The sequence below is a fragment of the Gordonia alkanivorans genome (assembly GCF_004011905.1).
GTDB lineage: Bacteria > Actinomycetota > Actinomycetes > Mycobacteriales > Mycobacteriaceae > Gordonia > Gordonia alkanivorans.
In genome coordinates this window covers 4546863-4566187 of record NZ_CP027114.1, presented here as the reverse complement: position 1 = coordinate 4566187, position 19325 = coordinate 4546863, and the positions used below count along the sequence as shown (strand labels likewise).

Genomic DNA, 19325 nt, shown 5'->3' with positions numbered 1-19325 from the left:
TCGACGTGCTGCTATTAGGCTCCCAAGCGTGACATCGGAGACCGCGCCCGTACGAACACCCGTCGTGGTGATGGCGTCGGGTACCGGTTCTCTGCTCGAGTCGCTGCTCGCCCGCGCCGCCGCCGACGACGCCCCGTTCGCGGTCGCGGCCATCGTGGTCGATCGCGTCTGCCGGGCCCAGGAGATCGCGCATCGCAACGAGATCCCGCTGATCACCTGCCGCGTCGCCGACCACGCCGATCGTGCCGCGTGGGACTCCGCGCTCACCGAGGCGGTCGCCGCCGTCGATCCCGGCTGGGTGGTCACCGCGGGCTTCATGAAGATCCTGGGTCCCGCATTCCTCGAACGCTTCGGTGGACGGATCGTCAACAGCCACCCCGCGCTGCTGCCGGCATTCCCCGGCGCGCACGGTGTGCCCGAGGCACTCGACTACGGCGTCAAGGTCACCGGTGCGACCGTCCACCTCGTGGACGAAGGCGTCGACACCGGGCCGATCCTGGCGCAGCAGGTGGTCACGGTCGACGACGACGACACCGTCGACACCTTGCACGAACGCATCAAGACGGTCGAGCGCGTGTTGCTCGCCGAAGTGGTGACCGCACTGGTCACCCGTGGAGTAGTCATCGATGGACGAAAGGCCCGCATCCCGTGAACGCACAGCCCGCTGACAGCGCCCGCCGACCCATCCGGCGCGCGCTGGTGAGTGTCTACGACAAGAGCGGCCTGGCCGATCTCGCGACCGCACTCCAGGCCGCCGGTGTGGAGATCGTCTCGACGGGATCGACCGCCAAGACCATCGCCGACGCCGGTGTCCCGGTCGTGGAGGTGTCGACGCTGACCGGCTTCCCCGAGTGCCTCGACGGCCGGGTCAAGACCCTCCACCCCAAGGTGCACGCCGGCATCCTCGCCGACACCCGCAAGGACGACCATGTCGCGCAGCTCGCCGAATTGGGCGTCGCCGCATTCGATCTCGTCGTCGTGAACCTCTACCCGTTCACCGCGACCGTCGCCTCGGGCGCGACCCCCGACGAGTGCATCGAGCAGATCGACATCGGTGGCCCGTCGATGGTGCGCGGCGCGGCGAAGAACCACCCGTCGGTGGCCGTCGTGACGAGCCCCGGTGACTACGGACAGGTGACCGAGGCGATCTCGGCCGGCGGGTTCACCCTCGCCGACCGGAAGAAGCTGGCCGCCAAGGCATTCCGCCACACCGCCGACTACGACGTGGCCGTCGCCTCGTGGATGTCGAGTGTCGTCGCACCCGAGGACGATTCGCAGTTCCCGATCTGGGCCGGTGCCACCTGGAACCGTTCGGCCGTCCTGCGTTACGGCGAGAACCCGCACCAGGCGGCCGCTCTCTACGTCGGCAACGCCGGGGAAGGTGGCCTCGCCACCGCCGAGCAGTTGCACGGCAAGGAGATGAGCTACAACAACTACACCGATGCCGACGCCGCCTGGCGCGCCGCCTACGACTTCGAGGCCCCGGCGGTCGCGATCATCAAGCACGCCAACCCGTGTGGCATCGCGGTCGGCGCCGACATCGCCGAGGCGCACCGCAAGGCCCACGCCTGCGACCCGGTCAGCGCCTACGGTGGCGTGATCGCCGCGAACCGCGAGCTCACCGTCGAGATGGCCGAGCAGGTCGCCGAGATCTTCACCGAGGTCGTCGTCGCGCCGGGCTTCGCCGACGGCGCCCTCTCGGTCCTCACCCGCAAGAAGAACATCCGCGTGCTGGTCGCGACACCGCCGTCGGCCACCGGGGTCGAGACCAAGCCGGTCTCGGGTGGTCTGCTGATCCAGCAGCGCGACGTCATCGACGCCGAGGGCGACAACCCGGACAACTGGAATCTCGTCGCCGGCCCGCCGGCCGACGCCCAGACCCTCGCGGACCTCGAATTCGCCTGGCGCGCCTGCCGTTCGGTGAAGTCGAACGCCATCCTGCTCGCCTCCGACGGCGCCTCGGTCGGCGTCGGCATGGGCCAGGTCAACCGTGTCGACTCCGCTCACCTCGCCGTCCAGCGTGCCGGCGATCGCGCGGCCGGGTCCGTCGGGGCGTCGGATGCCTTCTTCCCGTTCCCGGACGGTCTGCAGGTGCTGCTGTCCGCGGGCGTCAAGGCGGTCGTGCAGCCGGGCGGTTCGATCCGCGACAACGAGGTCATCGAGGCGGCCGACGAGGCGGGCGTGACGCTCTACCTCACCGGGGCACGCCATTTCGCTCACTGATCTCGCACTACTGGTCGTCGCCGGTTTCGGCGCGGGCCTGATCGGATACATCACCGGGCTGGCGTCCATCGTCAGCTATCCCGCACTTCTCGCGGTCGGTCTCACCCCGATCGCGGCGAACGTGACCAACACGGTCGCACTCGTCGCGGTCGGGGTGGGCAGCACCGCCCAGTCGGGAAAGGCCTTGCTCGACGGCGACCGTCGTCGCCTCGTCATCGGGCTGATCGCCGCCCTGATCGGCGGGACCCTCGGTGCGGTACTGCTTCTCCTGACGCCGGCCGAGGCCTTCGAGGCGTTGGTCCCGTTCCTGGTGGCCATCGCGGCCATAGCGCTTCTCGTACAACCGGTTCTGCGACGATGGGCGACCTCGCATGCCGAGCGTCCCTGGATCTTCGTCGTCGGCCTGACGCTGATCTGCATCTACGGCGGCTATTTCGGCGCCGGCGCAGGCATCATGATCCTGGCTCTGATGCTGGTGGTCACCAGCGAGCCGCTCTGGCGCGCTGCACTGTCGGTCGGTGTTCCTCGGAGTCGCCAACGCGGTCGCCGCGGTCGGCTTCATGATCTTCGGCCCGGTCGACTGGTGGGCGGCCCTCGCGATGGCGATCGGGTGCCTGCTCGGCGGCTGGTGCGGCCCGCCGGTGGTCAAACGCCTGCCCGCCGGCCCGCTGCGGATCGTCGTCGGGTTGTGTGGTCTCGGCCTCGCGGTGTGGCTCGCGGTCGGCTGAGGATCGTGTCGGTGCCGCGGGGTGTTTTCCTCACCCTGGGCCGAACCCTGTCCGAGCGGGTGACGGGGGATTAGAAAGTACGGGTGTCCGTTGTCGAACAGTCCGCCCCGCACCACGACTGCTCGTCGAGCATGTCGTGTACCGGGCCGGCGGACGGAACGGAGTCGATGCGTTTGATGACGGTCCACTCGATGAACTGGTCCGACGGATCCCACCACGGATCCCCGCCGGCGGCTGTTGCCCCTCGCGACCACCAGTCATCTTCGAGAAGGAACCGTCATGACCATCTCCCATCCCGCTTCTGACGTCCGCCGCACCACTGCTCCCGCTGCCGGCATCGTCTCCCGGGGCGTCGAACTCGACGTCGACGAGTTCGGGCCCAGCTTCGGTGCCGAGATCCGCGGTCTCGACGTCGCCACCGCGTCGGACGACGAGGTGCGGGCCGTCCGTCAGGCGCTGATCGACTACAAGGTCATCGTGCTGCGGAATCAGCAGCTCGACGACGCGTCGCACATCGAGTTCGGAAATCGGCTGGGCGACCTCACCTTCGGGCATCCGGTGTGGGACAGCGGGGACGTGCCGGACGAGGTCTATGAACTCGACAGTGCCGACAACGGATTCGCCGATGTGTGGCACACCGACGTGACGTTCATGCCGCGTCCGCCGATGGGTTCGATCCTGCGCCCGGTCGTGTTGCCGCGCAACGGCGGTGACACCAACTGGGCCGACGCCGAACTCGCGTATCAGTCGCTGTCCGAGCCGATCCGACGCCTCGTCGACGGGCTGACCGCCGTGCACGACGGCAGCCGCGAGTTCGGCTACTACCTCAAGCAGCGTCGCAACGGACGCGGAAACAACTGGGACGGCAGGGAAGTCACCGAACTCGTGCCGGTCAGCCATCCGGTGGTGCGGGTGCATCCCGAAACCGGCCGCAAGTCGCTGTTCGTCAACCCGGGCTTCACCTCGCACATCGAGGGAGTGTCGGAGGCCGAGAGCCGCGGCATCCTCGACCTGCTCTACGCGCACATCACCAAGCCCGAGCACATCGTGCGCCACCGCTGGCGCCTCGGCGACCTGGTGCTGTGGGACAACCGCAACACCCTGCACTACGCCAACCGCGACTATGGCGTCAACCGCCGGGTCATGCACCGCATCACGCTGCGCGGTGACGCGCCGGTCGGGCCTGCCTGAGCCGACACGACCCGAGATCCGTATGACGTTGTGCCCGGTAGCCGGGCGCAACGTCATACGGATCTTCTTCAGCCGTGTATTCAACCAAGGGGTTGACAAAGCGCGCGGCCAGGCGCATCGTCGTATTCAACCAAACGGTTTAGGAGGGTGCGGAATGGCCGACGAGCTGACCAAGGTGTTCGCCGCACTCGCGGACCCCACCCGACGCGACATGGTCGCGCGACTGGCGGTGTCCGACGCGACGGTCACCCAGCTCGCGAAGCCGTACGACGTCAGCATCCAGGCGGTCTCCAAGCATCTGAAGGTGCTCGAGGACGCCGGTCTGGTGTCCCGAACCCGGGAGGCCCAGACACGTCCGGTCCATCTGGAAGCAGAGGTGTTCGACCTCATGACCAAGTGGATCGAGCGATACCGGCAGCGGGCGGAGGAGCGTTACCAGCGCCTCGACGCACTGCTCGCGGAGATGAACGACGGCCCCGAGGCGGAACGTCCCCGAGTCGAGAACGACAACACCACAAGGAGAGGAAAGGCATCATGAGCACCACCGCAACCCGTTATCCCGAAGCCGCCATCGAGGCCGACAGGGAAGTCCCGGCCATCCGGATCACCCGAGACTTCCGTGGCACGCCCGCCCAACTCATGAAAGCGCACACCGATCCCGAACTGTTCGTCCGCTGGAACGGTCCGGACTCTGTCGCCAACCGCATCGTCGAATGGGACGTCCGCGACGGCGGCAGCTGGCACTACATCTCCACGCATGAGGGGCAGGAGCATGGATTCCGCGGCTGCTTCCACACCGTGGGCGAGGACAAGATCGTGCAGACCTTCACCTGGCTGGGAATGCCCGACCAGGTGTCGCTGGAGACACTCTGGTTCGAGGACCTGGGTGACGGAACGACGCGCCTGCACGCCGAATCCCTATGCAACAGCTTCGAAGCACGCGACGGCTGGTTGTCGTCGGGCATGGAGGTCGGCGTCAACGAGGGGTACGCCGGCATCGACAAGCTGCTCGCATCCGGGGAGCTGTAGGCCGATGAGCCTCACCGAACTCGACCCCGCCGCCCGGCATCGGGAGGTCGCGGCCGGATTCGCCGACGCGATCGCCGTCGTCGCCGACTGGGACGCCCCCACACCGGTCGACGGGTGGGCCGCACGTGATGTCGTCGCCCACCTCGTCGACTGGTTCACCGGATTCCTCGACGCCGGCGGCGTGCGGTTGCCGGGTGGGCCCGGAGTTGCGGACGATCCTGCGAGAGCGTGGTCGGCGCATGCGGCAGCCGTGCAGGACCTGCTCGACGGCCCGTCGGCGCAGGAGACCTTCACCCATCCGATGGCGGGGGAGCACCGCCTCGCCGACGCGGTCGACCGGTTCTACACCGCGGACGTGTACATGCACTCCTGGGATCTCGCCCGGTCGCAGGGCGTCACCCCGGGCCTCGATCCCGACTACGCCAGGGTGTTGCTCGAGGGGATGATCCCCATCGACGAGCTGCTGCGGAGCTCGGGACAGTACGGGCCCGCGGTCGAGGTGCCGGCCGACGCCGACGCCGTCAGCCGCCTGATGGGCTTTGTCGGCCGCGACCCGGCCTGGTCGCCGGGTACTGCCTGAACCCCTACGGCACGCACGCACATCACAACTCGGAGTAGCGTGGATCACGTGCCAGAGGACAATTTCACCACCCATGGTTCTCAGTCGACCGAAACCCGCCACCCGTCACCCCGCACCCTGGGTGAACTGCGTGCCAGCGGCCACGTGCAGCGCAGCGTGCGCGACGAGATCCGCAACAACCTGCTGACCGCCCTCCGCGAGGGCCGCGACCCCTGGCCGGGGATCGTCGGCTTCGAGGCCACCGTCATCCCGCAGCTCGAACGCGCACTCATCGCCGGCCACGACGTCGTGATGCTCGGCGAGCGCGGCCAGGGCAAGACCCGCATCCTGCGCACCCTCGTCGGACTCCTCGACGAGTGGACGCCGGTGATCGCCGGATCGGAACTGGGGGAGCACCCGTACGAGCCGATCATCCCGGCGTCGATCCGCAAGGCCGCCAACCTGCTCGACGATCTGCCCATCGAGTGGCGTCACCGTTCGCAGCGGTACAGCGAGAAGCTGGCCACCCCCGACACATCGGTGGCCGACCTCGTCGGCGACATCGATCCGATGAAGGTGGCCGAGGGGCGCAGCCTCGGCGATCCGGAAACCATCCACTTCGGACTCATCCCGCGCGCGCATCGCGGCATCGTCGCGATCAACGAGCTCCCGGATCTCGCCGAGCGCATTCAGGTGTCGATGCTCAACGTCATGGAGGAGCGTGACATCCAGGTCCGCGGTTACACGCTGCGGCTGCCGCTCGACGTGCTCGTGATGGCGAGCGCGAACCCGGAGGACTACACCAACCGCGGTCGCATCATCACCCCGCTGAAGGACCGCTTCGGCGCCGAGATCCGCACGCACTACCCGCTCGAACTCGACGACGAGGTTGCCGTCATCGAGCAGGAGGCCGACCTCACCGCGAGTGTCCCGACCTTCATCACCGAGATCCTGGCACGCTTCACCCGCTACGCCCGCGACCATCCGTCCATCGACCAGCGGTCGGGCGTCTCCGCACGCTTCTCGATCGCCGCCGCCGAAACCGTTGCCGCCGCGGCACTTCACCGCGCCGCGGTCACCGGTGAGGACCAGGCGGTCGCGCGGGTCGTCGATCTCGAGTCGGTGGTCGAGGTGTTGCGCGGCAAGATCGAGTTCGAGTCCGGCGAGGAGGGACGCGAGCTGGAGATCCTCGAGCACCTCATGCGCAAGTCCGTCGCCGACACCGTGCGGGCACATCTCGGCGGGATCGACATGGCAGCGCTCGTCGAGGCGCTGGAAAACGGTGAACCGGTCGTGACCGGCGACCGTGTCCGGGCCGGCGACTTCCTGGACTCGATCCCGTCGCCGGAGACCACCGGCGCCGTGCTCGACGCGATCGCGGAGCGTCTCGACGCAGACATCGAGGGCGAGCGGGCGAGTGCCGTCGAACTGGCACTCGAGGGTCTGTTCCTGGCGCGTCGGATCGGCAAGGAAGCCGACGAGGCCGGCCAGACCATCTACGGCTGAGGGAGAACACATTGGCGCGCAAGAGCTTCCATCGTTCGCGCTACCAGCGGTACACCGGCGGTCCCGATCCGCTCGCCCCGCCGGTGGATCTGCGTGAGGCGCTGGAGACGATCGGCGACGACGTCATGGCCGGTGCGTCGCCGCAGCGTGCCCTCCGGGAGTTGCTGCGTCGTGGCACCCCGAACATGCGCGGCCTCGACAAGCTCCGGGAACAGGTCAACCGGCGTCGGCAGGAACTGCTGAAGAAGCGCAACCTCGACGGCACGTTCGCCGAGATCCGCGAACTGCTCGACCGCGCCGTCCTCGAAGAGCGCAAGCAACTCGCCCGCGACCTCGACGACGACGCGCGCTTCGCGGAGATGCAGATCGGCAGCCTGCCGCCGTCGACCGCGCAGGCCGTCGAAGAGCTGTCGGAGTACAACTGGCGCAGCCCGCAGGCCCGCGAGGACTACGAGAAGATCAAAGACCTCCTCGGCCGCGAGCTGTTGGACCAGCGGTTCGCCGGCATGAAGGAGGCCCTCGAAGGTGCCACCGAGGCCGACCGGCAACGGGTCTCGGACATGCTCAAAGACCTCAACGAGTTGCTCGAGGCGCACAACCGTGGCGAGGACACCTCGGACAAGTTCGACGAGTTCATGGACTCCCACGGGGACTTCTTCCCGGAGAACCCGCGCAACACCGAGGAACTCATCGACTCACTGGCGCAACGCGCCGCGGCCGCCCAGCAGTTCTACAACTCGCTGACCCCGGAGCAGCGGGCCGAACTGGATCAGCTGGCACAGCAGGCCTTCGGTTCGCCGGACCTGATGAGTCAACTCGCGCAGATGGATTCGCAATTGCGTGCGGCGCGACCGGGGCTCGACTGGGACGACGCGCAGTCGTTCTCGGGTGACCAGCCGATGGGACTCGGGGAGGGCGCCGCGGCGCTCCGCGACATCTCGGAACTCGAAGCGTTGTCCGAGCAGTTGTCCCAGCAGTACGCCGGGGCCCAGATGGACGACATCGACCTCGATGCACTTGCCCGCCAACTCGGCGACGAGGCGGCCGTCGACGCCCGGATGCTCGCCGAGCTCGAGAAGGCGTTGTCGGAGCAGGGGTTCTTCGATCGCACCGCCGACGGTCAGCTCCGGCTGAGTCCCAAAGCGATGCGTCAGCTCGGGCAGTCGATCTTCCGCGACATCGCCGAGCAACTGTCCGGGCGTCGTGGCGACCGCCAGACCCGGCAGACCGGGCTCCTCGGCGAACCCACCGGGGCCAGCCGCGAATGGGAGTTCGGCGACACCGACCCGTGGGACGTCACCCGCACGGTGTCGAATGCGGTGTTGCGCACCGTCTCCGAGACCACCGAACCGTCGCTGGCGACGTCGGAGATGGCGCGCTCAGGTGTGCGGATCGATGTGCGCGACGTCGAGGTGGCCGAGACGGAGAGCCGCACCCAGGCGGCGGTCGTACTCCTCGTCGACACGTCGTTCTCCATGGAGATGGAGGGTCGCTGGACGCCGATGAAACGCACTGCGATCGCGTTGAACCACCTGATCTCCACCCGGTTCCGCAGCGACGAACTCCATCTCATCGCCTTCGGTCGCTACGCGCGGTCCATCGACATCGCCGAACTGACCGGACTGCAACCGCGCATGGAGCAGGGCACCAACCTGCACCACGCGCTGCTGCTCGCACAGCGACACCTGCGTCGCTTCCCGAACGCACAGCCGGTGGTCTTGGTGGTCACCGACGGCGAACCCACCGCCCACCTCGACCCCAGCGGCGAACCGTTCTTCTTCTATCCGCCGCACCCGCAGACGATCGCATTGACGGTGCGCGAACTCGACCATGTGGCCCGGCTCGGCGCACAGGTCACCTTCTTCCGTCTCGGTGAGGACCCCGGCCTGGCCCACTTCATGGATCAGATCGCCCGCCGGATCGGTGGTCGCGTGGTCGCCCCCGATGTCGACGGCCTCGGTGCCGCGGTGGTCGGTGACTACCTGAAGTCGCGGAAGGGTCGTCGACGCGGCTGAAGAGTCGAGCGCCGGATCAGACGGTGCGCGGCTTCCGTCCGGCGATGGCCCACAACACGATTCCGATCAACAGCAGGACTGCGCCGAAGCCGCCGCCGAAGACGGCGAGGAGAACTCCGCCTACGCCGCTGAAGATCCCGCCGAGGTCGATGGATGCGACCACCACGCGGTCGCTGCAGGTGAAGGAGTATGTCCCGGACTCCTTCACCCCGAAGGACTCGAAGGACCTCACCTGGGTGCCGTCGTAGGTGAACTCGGTGGTCACCCCCGATTCGCGCTCCAGGGCCGCGGGACCGGTGATCTCGCAGGAGGGGTCGCCGGCCGACGACTCCGGGGTGAAGAGCGCGAAGGTGTCTCCGGCGGCGTAGTTCTGCTCGCCGGTCGGGTCGACGACGAAGGCCTGTTCCGCCTGGTCGACCACCTGGCTGATCCCGCCGACGGCGAGTGCGATGCCGATCGCCAGCGAGGCCACGAGGACGACGATGCCGACGGCGGTGAGGATCTTGCCCCAGAGCCGCATTCCGCTGCGGTCCTTGGGCGGTGTGGGCGGTGGATAGCCGCCGGGCGCGCCGTATGGGCCCGACTGATAGGGGTTGCCAGGGCCGTACTGGCCGGGATCGTAGGGCTGGCCCATGGGTCGCCTCCAGGGGGTAGGGGTGAATGGATTATGCCCCTCCGCGCGTCGGTCGGTGGGCTGATCGTCGGGGTCGACTCAGGGTGGAAATCAGGGTGGTCGGACTGCGGAGTGGCCACTAGGGTTTCCAGATGTGACCTCCTCCGGCGATCTGCCCGTACCCGACGATCGACGGGCGCGTCTGCGTGCCGCCGACGCCGATCGGGAACTGGTACACGAAATCCTGTCCGCAGCCATGGCCCACGGCAGCCTCTCGCTCGTCGAGTACGAGGAGCGTGCGGGAAAAGCGGTGAGGGCCAAGACCTTCGGTGACCTGGACGAGTTGACCGACGACCTCCCGGTCGCGCAGCTCGGCGTGGCGATGCCGGCGGCGACGATGTCACCCGGCCCGCGGGTGACCGGCGGGAGCTCCGACGCCGCGGTGCGACATCGACTGGCGATCATGTCCGGCAGCGAGCTGTCGGGGACGGCGGTGGTCGCCGACGCCCTCACCGCCACCGCGATCATGGGCGGTGTCGAGATCGACCTGCGCGAGGTCGAGTTCACCGCACCCGTTCTCACCGTCGAGTGCGTCGTGATCATGGGTGGCGTCGAGATCAAGGTGCCCGAGGGGGTGACCGTCGAGGTCGGCGGACTGGGGATCATGGGCGGTTTCGGCGGCAAATCGCAGAAGTCGCCGCGCCCGGGCGCACCTGTCGTGCGCGTGACCGGGTTCGCACTGATGGGCGGCGTCGAGGTGAAGGTCGTTCCGCGCGAGCACCCGGACGAGTGACGGTGCCCGGCCGGCGCGCCGCCGGGCTCAGGCCAGCAGCAGTGCGATGACGGCGATCGTCGGGATCGAGGCGAGCGTGGTGATCAGAGCGGTGTCCCGGGCGATGATCTGTCCCCGCCGGTAGCGGGTGGCGTAGACGAGGACGTTCTGGGCCGTGGGAAGCGCGGCGATCACGACCTGGGCGAACAGCGCCTGACCGGTCTGACCGAACCCCCAGCGCGCGATCACGTACACGGTCAGCGGCATCGCGACCATCTTCAACACCGCGGCGAGCGCGATGTCGCGGCGCGGACTCTCGCCCTTCTTGAACACCTGGACGCCGGTGAGCGACATACCGAAGGCCAGCAGCGCCGCCGGCACCGACGCGTCGCCGAGCATCTTCAGCGGCGACATCACGGCCGCCGGTGGCATCAGCCCGAGCACCGACACGATCAGTCCGGCGATCCCGCCGACGACGATCGGGTTGGTCATCGGAGCGATCAGGGAATTGCGGACGAGGGAACGGCCGGCAGTGGGCTCGAGGGCGGTGAGGTCGAGTGTCACCAATGCGATCGGCGACAGGATGAGGATCTGGAACATCAGCAGCGGCGCGATGAACGACGCGTCGTCGAGGACGAAGATCGCGATCGGCAGGCCGAGGTTGACGCTGTTCACATACGACGCCGCGAGCGACCCGATGACGAGTTCTGGCACGGGGCGTCGTAGCCACAGTTTGGCGATGACGAGATGGACGCCCGCCATGAGAAACGCGCTGCCGCCGGCGATGACCAGCGTCGAGGAGAAGATCACCGACAGGTCCGAGGTGACCAGCGAATGGAACAGCAGTGCCGGAGTGAAGACGAAGAACACCAGGCGGGACAGGACCTCATGCGCGTGGTCGCCGAGCACGTGCGTCCGACCGAGCAGATAACCGACCCCGACTACTATGAAGATCACCGTGAAGCCGGAGATGACGCCAGACACCGCTCGAGTCTATTCATTAGGGTGATGAACGGATTTATCGGATCGAACGAGGGGGTTACGGATGTCATATCCACCAGGACAGGGATCGGGCCAGGGCCAGGACGACTGGGGGACGGTGCCGAGCTCCGGTTCCTCGGGAGGACCGCAGTCCGGGGGATCGGGTCCGAACCTCAGCAAGGGTGATCAGGGGCAGAGCTCCCCGGACTATGCGCCGACCGAGTTCGCGCAGACCTACCAGCCGGGACCCTCATCTGATCCCCAGGGGCAGAATCCTTACGGACAGAACCCCTATGGTCAGAACCCGTATGAGCAGAACCCGTACGGCCAGCCCCAGGGGCAGGACCCGTACAACCCGAATCCGTACGGTCAGCCGCCGGGCGCGAACTACGGCCAGTACGGCGATCCGTACCAGGCCGGCCAGGCACCCGCTTACGGGTCGGCCGCCTACGGCACCCAGAATCCTTATGGCGCTGCGCCTTACGGCGGGTACGGCTACGGGGCTCCGCAGACGTCCACCAACGGCAAGGCGATCGGCGCGCTGATCTGCGGCATCGTCGCTCTGGTGATGCTCGCCGCCTGCTTCCCGCTGGCGTTGCCGCTCGGCATTGCCGGCGTCGTCCTCGGGTTCATGGCTCGACGCGAGGTCGAGCAGTCGGCAGGTAACCAGACCGGCACGGGCATGGGTCTGGCCGGGATCATCACCGGCGGGTTGGGAATCCTGGGTGCGGTCATCGCCACCGTGCTGATCATCATCCTGATCGCAGCCGGCAACTCGATGGACTCGGTCTACTACTACTGAACGAATTTCGGGCCGATCTGAGCCTGCGATCGTCGACTTCTGCCCAGTTCGAGGGTCTTTCTCACTACTCTGTGACCTGCGCAGGCATGGCGCCGCGCACGAACGATCCTCGCGCCGCGACGACGCACGGCTTGTGAAAGGCATCTGATGTCGAACCCGACCGGAGGCGGGGATCCACAGGATCCGTCCTCCACACCCCAGTCCCAGTCGGATCAGGTGCCGCCGGGTTCGGCACCCGATCCGAACCAGTCTCCGTACGAGCCGACGCAGAAGGTGTCGCGGGCGGAACTCCTCGGTCAGGCCGACGACGACACCGGTTCGGGGGAGACCACCGAGCCGGTGCAGTCGACCCCGGGCACGACCACGCCGTTGACCTCCACCCCGGGCGCCGGTCCGGAGGGCACCGAGGTCGCGCAGTCGCACAGCCCGGCCGACGGTGTCACCCGCGTCATCAGTACCGCGGGGGCACCGGGCCAGACGCCTCCGCCCGTGCCTCCGGCTCCGCCCGCGTCCAACTCGCCGCAGGCCCCGCCCGGCCCGGCGCCGTCGGGGTACGACTCGACGCGCGTCATCTCGACGCGGCCGCCGGGTGGGCCTGTCGGGCCCGGTGGTGGACCTGCCGGACCAGGTGGCCCCCCGCAGCCGGGGTACGGCCCACCGCCGGGATATGCCCAGCAGGGTCACGGACAACCCGGCCCGCCGCCCGGGTACGGCGGGCCTGGTCCGTCGGGGTATGGGCAGCCGGGCTTCGGACAGCCGGGGCAGCCGGCACCCGGACCGGAGGGCCGGCCTGGATACGGTCCGCCGCCGGGTTACCAGTCGTACGGGCAGCAATCACACGCCCAGCAGGCACACGGGCAGTCGCCGGCGGGCGACCAGCACGCCGTCGACAATTTCCACGGTGAGAGTCAGGCCGACGAGACCCCGAAGACCAACACCCTCGCGGTGGCGGCGCTGGTCGCCTCACTGCTCGGTCTGGTGTGCATCGGCATCGGCGGCCTGATCGGACTCGTACTCGGCCTGGTGGCGCGCAAGCAGATCGCGGCGTCGGGCGGCAAGCAGACCGGCGACGGACTCGCGCTGACGGCCATCATCATCGGCCTGTTCATCATCGTCGTCTGGGTGGCGTACTGGCTGGTGGTGCTGCTCACCGGCGTCGAAAGTCCCTGGTCATACTTCTGACGCGGACCTGCGAGCTGTTGGCGTCGACCACCATTTTGGAGCTGGGCGGTCTCGCCAGGTAGTCTGGTCGGGTTGTGTGCCGCGCCCGCGGGGGCCGATTGGCGCACTGACTCGGGTCGATCGGTGACGCTCTGCGTTGCCAGCGGCCACGCAGACCACAGTAGGAGAAGGGCTCAACCATGGCTGTACCGAAGCGCCGGATGTCGCGGGCGAACACCCGTAGCCGTCGTTCGCAGTGGAAGGCGGAAAACCCGGCACTGCAGGAAGAAAAGGTCAACGGCGTCCCCGTGCGGATTCCGCGTCGACTCGTGAAGGCCGCTCGCGCGGGCATCATCGATCTGGATCGTCGCTAGCCTTTTCCGGTTGCCGCCTCGGCACCGCGAATTTCACATGGACGGCCGTCCCCGTTTACCGGGGGCGGCCATTCGTGTGTGGTCCGGCCGCCCTGGTCGTCCCCGTCGTGACAGGAGTGGAAGGTGCTTCTCGACATCTTGAACTTCGCGGGTGTCGCGGTGTTCGCGGCGTCGGGTGCGATGGTCGGTGTCCGCAAGGACTTCGACATGTGGGGCATCGTGACCGTCGGGGTGCTCACCGGCGCCGGAGGCGGCGTTCTGCGGGACGTGCTGCTCGGCATCACCCCACCCTCGTCGATCGAGAACTTCGGCAATGCGCTGACCGGCACGATCGCCAGCCTGCTCGTCTTCGCCTTTCATCCCGCCTTCACCAAGCTCCGCCGGTCGATCCTCGTACTCGACGCCTTCGGCATGGGTCTGTTCGCCGCGACCGGGGCGTCGATCGCCGTCGAAGTGGGTGCCAGTGCGTTCGCCGCCACCGCAGTCGGGCTGCTGACCGCGGTCGGCGGAGGCGTCCTGCGTGATGTGATCTCCAACGAGATCCCGCTCCTCCTCCAGCCCGCCGACCTCTACGCGGTTCCCGCACTGTTGGGTGCCACGGTGGTCGCCGTCGGGTCGTACCACACTCCGGTCCCGGACTGGGTCTGGCTGATCGTCGGATCGATCCTCGCCACCGGGTTGCGTCTGCTCGGCCTGAAGTTCGGCTGGCGACTCCCGACCGCGCGCCGCTGACACCGCCCGCAAACCCACCCCTTTTCCGTAAACGCGCCCGATCCGCGACGGGTGGGTTTACGGAATAGGGGTGGGGCTGTCGGCGTCAGGCGAGGGCAGTGCCTTCTTGAGCATCGCGTGGAAACGGGATTTGTCGGCCAGATCCTGCCACGTCCACCGAATGACGGTGTAACCCTCTGCACGCAAACGGTCCTCACGGATCTTCTCGTCGACGACCGTCTTCCACGCGGGCTTGTCGCCGATCGTGCCGTTGTACTTGACCATGCCGTCGAACTCGCCGACGACCCTGTCGGCCAGCAGGAAGTCGACGCGCGCGATCAACGTGCCGCGGTCGTCGAAGAGTTCGACCTGCTGCCGCGGCACAGGTAGGTCGGGTGACTCGAGCATCACTGCGCGACTGAGGGACTCGCCGACACTCTCGGACAGTGCGTTCGCCTGCGGCAACATGCGGCGCAACATCTCGACGCCCTTGAACCCTCGACACGAATCGAGGATTCGGTGCATCCGTTCGACGTCGGCGTCACGTCGCAGTGCGGCGTCGAGGACGACGAGCGCCTGGCGGCTGGTTCCGAGTCTGGCGACGTCGCACGCTGTGCGCTCGATGCTCGTCACGGTGGCCCCGTCGACGACCCCGACGTCCTGCGGCTCGACGGCGGCCTGATGCTTGACGATGCTCTTGGTTCGTTTCCCGACCTTCGGCGATGTCACATGAACCTGCGACAGATCCGGCCAGAGCATCGGCAACCTGTGCATGGCAGCGGCGGAGACGTGGCTGAACAGACGGCCCGGGCGTCCCGCGTTCGCGGCGGCGATGACGGTCAGCCGGTGCTTCTCGACGGCGTCGAGATCGTCGACCGTTGCGAAGTCGGCCATCGCACCCGGCCAGAGGCGGTAGAGGGCTTTGCCTTCGACCCTGCGCTGCAACTGTTCGTCGGTGATGTGGGTGCCGACGGTTTCTCTGCGAAGGATCAGGCCGTGTCGATCGGTGGGCAGGTCCATACCAATCAGACGCACGAGCGCACGCTGCGGACCCACCCTCCGACAAAGCCACCCCTTTTCCGTAAACGCGCCCAGACCGCGCCGGGTGGGTTTACGGAAAAGGGGTGGGTTTGCAGGGCGGCTACTGCGCGATGAACTTGTTGACGGTTCGGTTCAGGAAGTTCGGGATGAACTTCGCGGCGTTGCCGAGGAAGAGGGTCTGCGCGCCGACGGAGTAGCTGGTGCGGTGCAGGAGCTTGTCCTGGCGGGTGGGGTGCACGGACTCCCAGACCTTGTCGGCGACCTGCTCGGGGGTGATACGGATGCCAAGGGTTTGTTGGACTTGGAGCCGCCGGTGGCCAGGGCGGTCTTGGCCCACAGAGGCCAGATGCTGACGGCGCGGATGTCGTCGTGCTCCCACTCGAGTTCCAGGGCCTCGGTGAATCCGCCGACGAAGAACTTGGTGGCCGAGTAGACGGCGATGCCCGGCTGGCCGTAGATCGCCGACGCCGATGCGATGTTCACCAGGTGTGCACCCGGGGTCTTCTTCAGGTACGGGTAGGCGGCCTGCGCGCCGAGGCGACGCCGAGTGCGTCGATGTCGATCTGGCGCTTGATCTGCTCGGGCGTGATGGCGTCGATCTTGCCCTCGTGCAGGATTCCGGCGTTGTTGTCGAGGACGTCGAGCTTGCCACCGGTGTGGGAGGTGAACTCAGCGAGAGCGTCGGCCCACTGTTCCGGTTCGCGGACGTCGAGGGTGCCGGTGATCCAGTCGGGGTGGTCGGCCTTCACCTTCGCGAGGGCGTCGACATCGACGTCGTATACGCCGACCGTCCAGCCCTCGCGGTCGAAGCGTTCGGCGGTGGCGAGGCCGATCCCGGCCGCCCCGCCGGTGATGAAGATGGATGACATGCGAACCCCCATGGTTGATCGTGACGGCATCGACGGCGCTGACCTGCGACAACCGTTTCAGGCGCCGAACTTACTCGTCAGTATATTCATCGATTCGTTTACTGGGTCACGCCGCGGTGCTATCTTGACAACACACATTGTCATTACATCGATCATTGTCATGGTCGACGACCGGAAGGCGAGTTCGCATGACTGCCGCGATGGAACGAACCGAGAACGTCATCAGCATGCGTGACCAGGGCACCGAGGAGGTTTCCGCACGTCTCCTGGCGTCGGCTGCCCGTCTGTCCCGGAATGCGATGACCGAGATCGACTGGTCCCAGCCGATGGACCCGACGAAGTACGGGTGCAGCCCCGAGTGGTCGTCGCTGTACGGCACCGACTACTGGGACGAACTGACCGAGGAGCAGCGGATCTCGGTCACCCGCCACGAGTTCGCCTCGATCATGAACATCGGGATCTGGTTCGAGATGATCCTGCAGGAAATGGTCATCCGCGATCAGTACCTCGGCGACTACCACGGCTCCGAGTTCCAGTTCGCACTCACCGAGGTCGCCGACGAATGCCGGCACTCGCTGATGTTCGCCAAGGCCTCGGAGAAGATGGTCGGTACCTCCTACCGGCCGTCGAAGAAGGTCGCCCGCCTCGGCAAGATCTTCATGCAGACCGCGAAGAACGAGGTCTCCTACGCCGGAATCCTTGTCGCCGAAGAAGTCCTGGACGTCTTCCAGCGCGGCTGCATGCGCGACGACCGCGTGCTCGACTTCATCCGCACGGTCAACGAGATCCACGTCCTCGAGGAATCGCGCCACATGAAGTTCGCGCGTGAAGAGGTGAGGGACTCGCTGGAGGGCGTGAGCTGGGCACGACGCCAGTTCAGCGCTCTGGCGGTCTCCATCGGCGCGTACTACATCGTCACGAGTCTGGTTCAGCGCAAGGCCTTTGCCGACGCCGGCCTCGACGCCGACCGTGCGGTCCGCGAGATGCGCTCGAACTCGCACTTCCACTCGATGATCCGCTCGAGCTGCGTCCACCTCATGGAGTTCCTCGACGAGGTCGGACTGCTCACCAAGCCCGCCATGCGGTACTACCGGAAAGCGCACATGCTCTGATGTTCGTCATCACCCAATCATGTTGCAGCGACGCGGCATGCGTGTCCGTGTGCCCGGTGAACTGCATCCACCCCACCCCTGAGGAACGCGGCTTCGGCAGCTCCGACATCCTGCACATCGATCCGGAGGCCTGCGTCGACTGCGGCGCCTGCGCCGATGCGTGTCCTGTCGACGCGATCTATCCCGCGGACAAGCTCGGCACGCGCGACAAGGTGTTCATCGACATCAACGCCGACTACTACAAGCGCAACCCCGACGTCCGGTCCGGATGGGTCCCACCGACCGACGACGAGTCGGCGGGCGTCACCTACCCGCACATCCCGAAACTGCCTGCCGGCCTACGGGTTGCGCTGGTCGGGACCGGGCCGTCGGGCGGCTACGCGCTACGGACACTGCTCGACCGGACCGAGGCGACCGTCACCGTCATCGACAAGCTGCCGACTCCGGGCGGACTGGTCCGCGCCGGTGTGGCACCGGATCACCCCGGCACCAAGGGTGTGCTCCGCGGATTCGACCTCCTCTACCGCGACCCACGCGTCACCATGCTGACCAATGTGTCGGTCGGTGACGGCCCGGACGAGATCACCCCGGCCGAACTGGCCGAGCATTTCGACGCCGTGTTCTACGCCGTGGGCGCCAGCGAGTCTCGTCGCCTGGGTATTCCGGGCGAGGATCTGCCTGGTTCGACGTCGGCCACTGATCTGGTGGCCTGGTACAACGGCGTGCCCGGTGTCGACGAGGGGCCGCCGTTGCGCCGGGGAACCGCCGACGATCCGGCAACCGGGCGCGCGGTCGTCGTCGGCACGGGTAATGTCGCGCTCGACGTCGCACGCATCCTCGTGTCGCCGCCGGAGTTGCTGGCCACCACCGACATCGCCGATCGTGCGCTCGAGATCTTGCGCGAACAGAACGTCCACGAGGTGGTGCTGCTCGGTCGTCGCGACCAGGCCGCCGCGGCGTACACCGCAGCGGAATACCGTGCGCTGTCGGAGATCCCGGGTGTCGAGGTCGAGGTGTTCGACGGCGCCGACGGACAGGTTCCGTCGTTGGGTGAACCCGCCGACCGGTCGCGACGTCGAATCGTTTTCCTGTTCCACAGCACACCGGAGGAGATCGTCGGCAACCCGCAGGTGCAGGCGGTGACCGTCCGGACCGGCGAGGGCCGGCACCACGTCGCCGCCGACCTCGTCGTGCGCTCCATCGGTTACCGCTCGACCGCGATCCCGGGTCTGGCCTTCGACGACGAGCGCGGCATCTTCCGCAACGCCGACGGACGACTCGTCGACGAGTCGGGCGAGGTCGTCCCCGGTGGTTACGTGCTGGGCTGGGCCAAGCGCGGACCGAGTGGCGGGATCGGCGCAAACAAGAAGTGCGCCACCGAAACCGTGGAGGACTTCATCGCCGACGCCGCGTCGGGTCGTCTGCAGCGCACCCAGCGCAGCACGGGTGAGTTCACCGCCTTGGTGCGCAAGCGCGTGCGGACCGTCATCGGTTACCGCGGCATGCGCGCCATCGACCGCCGTGAACGCCGGCGCGGCGTCGAGCAGGGTCGTCCTCGCGTGAAGTTCACCCAGGTCGCCGACATGGTCGGTGCTGCCGGCTGGCGAAAGGCCTGAGCGCCGTTCCCTCTTCGTGTCA

The 19325-nt window shown here is 67.5% G+C and carries 18 protein-coding genes and 2 pseudogenes; 16 read left to right on the top strand and 4 right to left on the bottom strand.

The genetic code is table 11. The features are described from left to right. The first annotated feature begins 28 nt into the window (after positions 1 to 28). The 9 genes and pseudogenes from purN (at position 29) to C5O27_RS20710 (ending at position 9251) form a co-directional block, all read left to right on the top strand. The gene (gene purN, locus C5O27_RS20750) at positions 29 to 652 is read left to right on the top strand and encodes a phosphoribosylglycinamide formyltransferase (protein ID WP_040004242.1); all 624 of its coding nucleotides are present in this window, start codon (positions 29 to 31) and stop codon (positions 650 to 652) included. Then, a complete protein-coding gene (gene purH / locus C5O27_RS20745; protein ID WP_035755609.1) occupies positions 649 to 2223 on the top strand; it encodes a bifunctional phosphoribosylaminoimidazolecarboxamide formyltransferase/IMP cyclohydrolase in 1575 nt (524 codons plus the stop codon). The genes purN and purH overlap by 4 nt, the downstream gene beginning before the upstream one ends. After that, positions 2210 to 2951 (top strand): annotated as a pseudogene (locus C5O27_RS20740) (sulfite exporter TauE/SafE family protein). The gene purH and the pseudogene C5O27_RS20740 overlap by 14 nt, the downstream one beginning before the upstream one ends. 279 nt (positions 2952 to 3230) lie before the next feature. Continuing rightward, positions 3231 to 4142, top strand: a complete 912-nt coding sequence (locus C5O27_RS20735; protein ID WP_127963538.1) for a TauD/TfdA dioxygenase family protein — start codon at positions 3231 to 3233, stop codon at positions 4140 to 4142. Between the two features lie 154 nt (positions 4143 to 4296). Further along, entirely contained in the window at positions 4297 to 4680 is a 384-nt protein-coding gene (locus C5O27_RS20730) for an ArsR/SmtB family transcription factor (RefSeq protein ID WP_127963537.1), read from the top strand. After that, complete coding sequence (locus C5O27_RS20725) at positions 4677 to 5171, top strand: SRPBCC domain-containing protein (protein WP_006359680.1); 495 nt, start codon at positions 4677 to 4679, stop codon at positions 5169 to 5171. Before C5O27_RS20730 ends, C5O27_RS20725 begins: the two co-directional genes overlap by 4 nt. A 4-nt stretch (positions 5172 to 5175) precedes the next feature. Further along, complete coding sequence (locus tag C5O27_RS20720) at positions 5176 to 5751, top strand: maleylpyruvate isomerase N-terminal domain-containing protein (RefSeq protein WP_006359679.1); 576 nt, start codon at positions 5176 to 5178, stop codon at positions 5749 to 5751. 39 nt (positions 5752 to 5790) lie between these two features. After that, complete coding sequence (locus C5O27_RS20715) at positions 5791 to 7236, top strand: sigma 54-interacting transcriptional regulator (RefSeq protein ID WP_127963536.1); 1446 nt, start codon at positions 5791 to 5793, stop codon at positions 7234 to 7236. 11 nt (positions 7237 to 7247) lie between these two features. Beyond that, a complete protein-coding gene (locus C5O27_RS20710; RefSeq protein WP_006359677.1) occupies positions 7248 to 9251 on the top strand; it encodes a vWA domain-containing protein in 2004 nt (667 codons plus the stop codon). Between the two features lie 16 nt (positions 9252 to 9267). On the opposite strand, the gene C5O27_RS20705 is transcribed toward C5O27_RS20710, so the two are convergent. After that, on the bottom strand, positions 9268 to 9885 hold the full coding sequence (locus C5O27_RS20705; RefSeq protein WP_006359676.1) for a hypothetical protein: 618 nt from the start codon (positions 9883 to 9885) through the stop codon (positions 9268 to 9270). Positions 9886 to 10018: 133 nt separating this feature from the next. On the opposite strand from C5O27_RS20705, the gene C5O27_RS20700 reads away from it, so the two are divergent. Continuing rightward, positions 10019 to 10657, top strand: a complete 639-nt coding sequence (locus C5O27_RS20700) for a DUF1707 SHOCT-like domain-containing protein (protein ID WP_006359675.1) — start codon at positions 10019 to 10021, stop codon at positions 10655 to 10657. A 27-nt stretch (positions 10658 to 10684) separates the two neighbouring features. Here C5O27_RS20700 and C5O27_RS20695 read toward each other — a convergent pair whose 3' ends face one another. Beyond that, positions 10685 to 11620, bottom strand: coding sequence for an AEC family transporter (locus C5O27_RS20695; protein ID WP_127963535.1), 936 nt, complete (start codon positions 11618 to 11620; stop codon positions 10685 to 10687). A gap of 61 nt (positions 11621 to 11681) precedes the next feature. Between C5O27_RS20695 and C5O27_RS20690 the strand changes: the two genes are divergently transcribed. The 4 genes from C5O27_RS20690 (at position 11682) to C5O27_RS20675 (ending at position 14686) form a co-directional block, all read left to right on the top strand. Then, positions 11682 to 12419 carry a DUF4190 domain-containing protein gene (locus C5O27_RS20690; protein ID WP_035755621.1) on the top strand — a complete coding sequence of 246 codons (738 nt, stop codon included), beginning with the start codon at positions 11682 to 11684 and terminating at the stop codon, positions 12417 to 12419. A gap of 147 nt (positions 12420 to 12566) precedes the next feature. Continuing rightward, positions 12567 to 13601: a DUF4190 domain-containing protein gene (locus tag C5O27_RS20685; protein ID WP_127963534.1), complete on the top strand. Its 1035-nt coding sequence runs from the start codon at positions 12567 to 12569 to the stop codon at positions 13599 to 13601. Between the two features lie 179 nt (positions 13602 to 13780). Next, positions 13781 to 13954: a 50S ribosomal protein L32 gene (rpmF, locus tag C5O27_RS20680; RefSeq protein WP_005193867.1), complete on the top strand. Its 174-nt coding sequence runs from the start codon at positions 13781 to 13783 to the stop codon at positions 13952 to 13954. 123 nt (positions 13955 to 14077) lie between these two features. Beyond that, on the top strand, positions 14078 to 14686 hold the full coding sequence (locus C5O27_RS20675; RefSeq protein ID WP_127963533.1) for a trimeric intracellular cation channel family protein: 609 nt from the start codon (positions 14078 to 14080) through the stop codon (positions 14684 to 14686). 57 nt (positions 14687 to 14743) lie between these two features. Here the strand turns inward: C5O27_RS20675 and C5O27_RS20670 are convergent, their stop codons facing one another. Together C5O27_RS20670 and C5O27_RS20665 are read right to left on the bottom strand one after the other, a co-directional pair. Beyond that, complete coding sequence (locus C5O27_RS20670; RefSeq protein WP_164905366.1) at positions 14744 to 15685, bottom strand: hypothetical protein; 942 nt, start codon at positions 15683 to 15685, stop codon at positions 14744 to 14746. A gap of 121 nt (positions 15686 to 15806) precedes the next feature. Continuing rightward, positions 15807 to 16575 (bottom strand): annotated as a pseudogene (locus C5O27_RS20665) (SDR family oxidoreductase). Positions 16576 to 16763: 188 nt separating this feature from the next. Here C5O27_RS20665 and C5O27_RS20660 point away from each other — a divergent pair. Both C5O27_RS20660 and C5O27_RS20655 read left to right on the top strand, forming a co-directional pair. Continuing rightward, entirely contained in the window at positions 16764 to 17687 is a 924-nt protein-coding gene (locus C5O27_RS20660) for an AurF N-oxygenase family protein (protein WP_005193878.1), read from the top strand. Continuing rightward, positions 17687 to 19303, top strand: a complete 1617-nt coding sequence (locus C5O27_RS20655; RefSeq protein WP_035755629.1) for an FAD-dependent oxidoreductase — start codon at positions 17687 to 17689, stop codon at positions 19301 to 19303. The genes C5O27_RS20660 and C5O27_RS20655 overlap by 1 nt, the downstream gene beginning before the upstream one ends. Positions 19304 to 19325: the final 22 nt, after the last annotated feature.

Bases quoted from the DNA above. Each gene is read 5' to 3' on its own strand.
- C5O27_RS20735 (WP_127963538.1), top strand. From the start codon at position 3,231: ATGACCATCTCCCATCCCGCTTCTGACGTCCGCCGCACCACTGCTCCC.
- C5O27_RS20730 (WP_127963537.1), top strand. From the start codon at position 4,297: ATGGCCGACGAGCTGACCAAGGTGTTCGCCGCACTCGCGGACCCCACC.
- C5O27_RS20725 (WP_006359680.1), top strand. From the start codon at position 4,677: ATGAGCACCACCGCAACCCGTTATCCCGAAGCCGCCATCGAGGCCGAC.
- C5O27_RS20720 (WP_006359679.1), top strand. From the start codon at position 5,176: ATGAGCCTCACCGAACTCGACCCCGCCGCCCGGCATCGGGAGGTCGCG.
- C5O27_RS20705 (WP_006359676.1), bottom strand. From the start codon at position 9,885: ATGGGCCAGCCCTACGATCCCGGCCAGTACGGCCCTGGCAACCCCTAT.
- C5O27_RS20690 (WP_035755621.1), top strand. From the start codon at position 11,682: ATGTCATATCCACCAGGACAGGGATCGGGCCAGGGCCAGGACGACTGG.
- C5O27_RS20685 (WP_127963534.1), top strand. From the start codon at position 12,567: ATGTCGAACCCGACCGGAGGCGGGGATCCACAGGATCCGTCCTCCACA.
- rpmF (WP_005193867.1), top strand. From the start codon at position 13,781: ATGGCTGTACCGAAGCGCCGGATGTCGCGGGCGAACACCCGTAGCCGT.
- C5O27_RS20670 (WP_164905366.1), bottom strand. From the start codon at position 15,685: ATGGACCTGCCCACCGATCGACACGGCCTGATCCTTCGCAGAGAAACC.
- C5O27_RS20660 (WP_005193878.1), top strand. From the start codon at position 16,764: ATGACTGCCGCGATGGAACGAACCGAGAACGTCATCAGCATGCGTGAC.
- C5O27_RS20655 (WP_035755629.1), top strand. From the start codon at position 17,687: ATGTTCGTCATCACCCAATCATGTTGCAGCGACGCGGCATGCGTGTCC.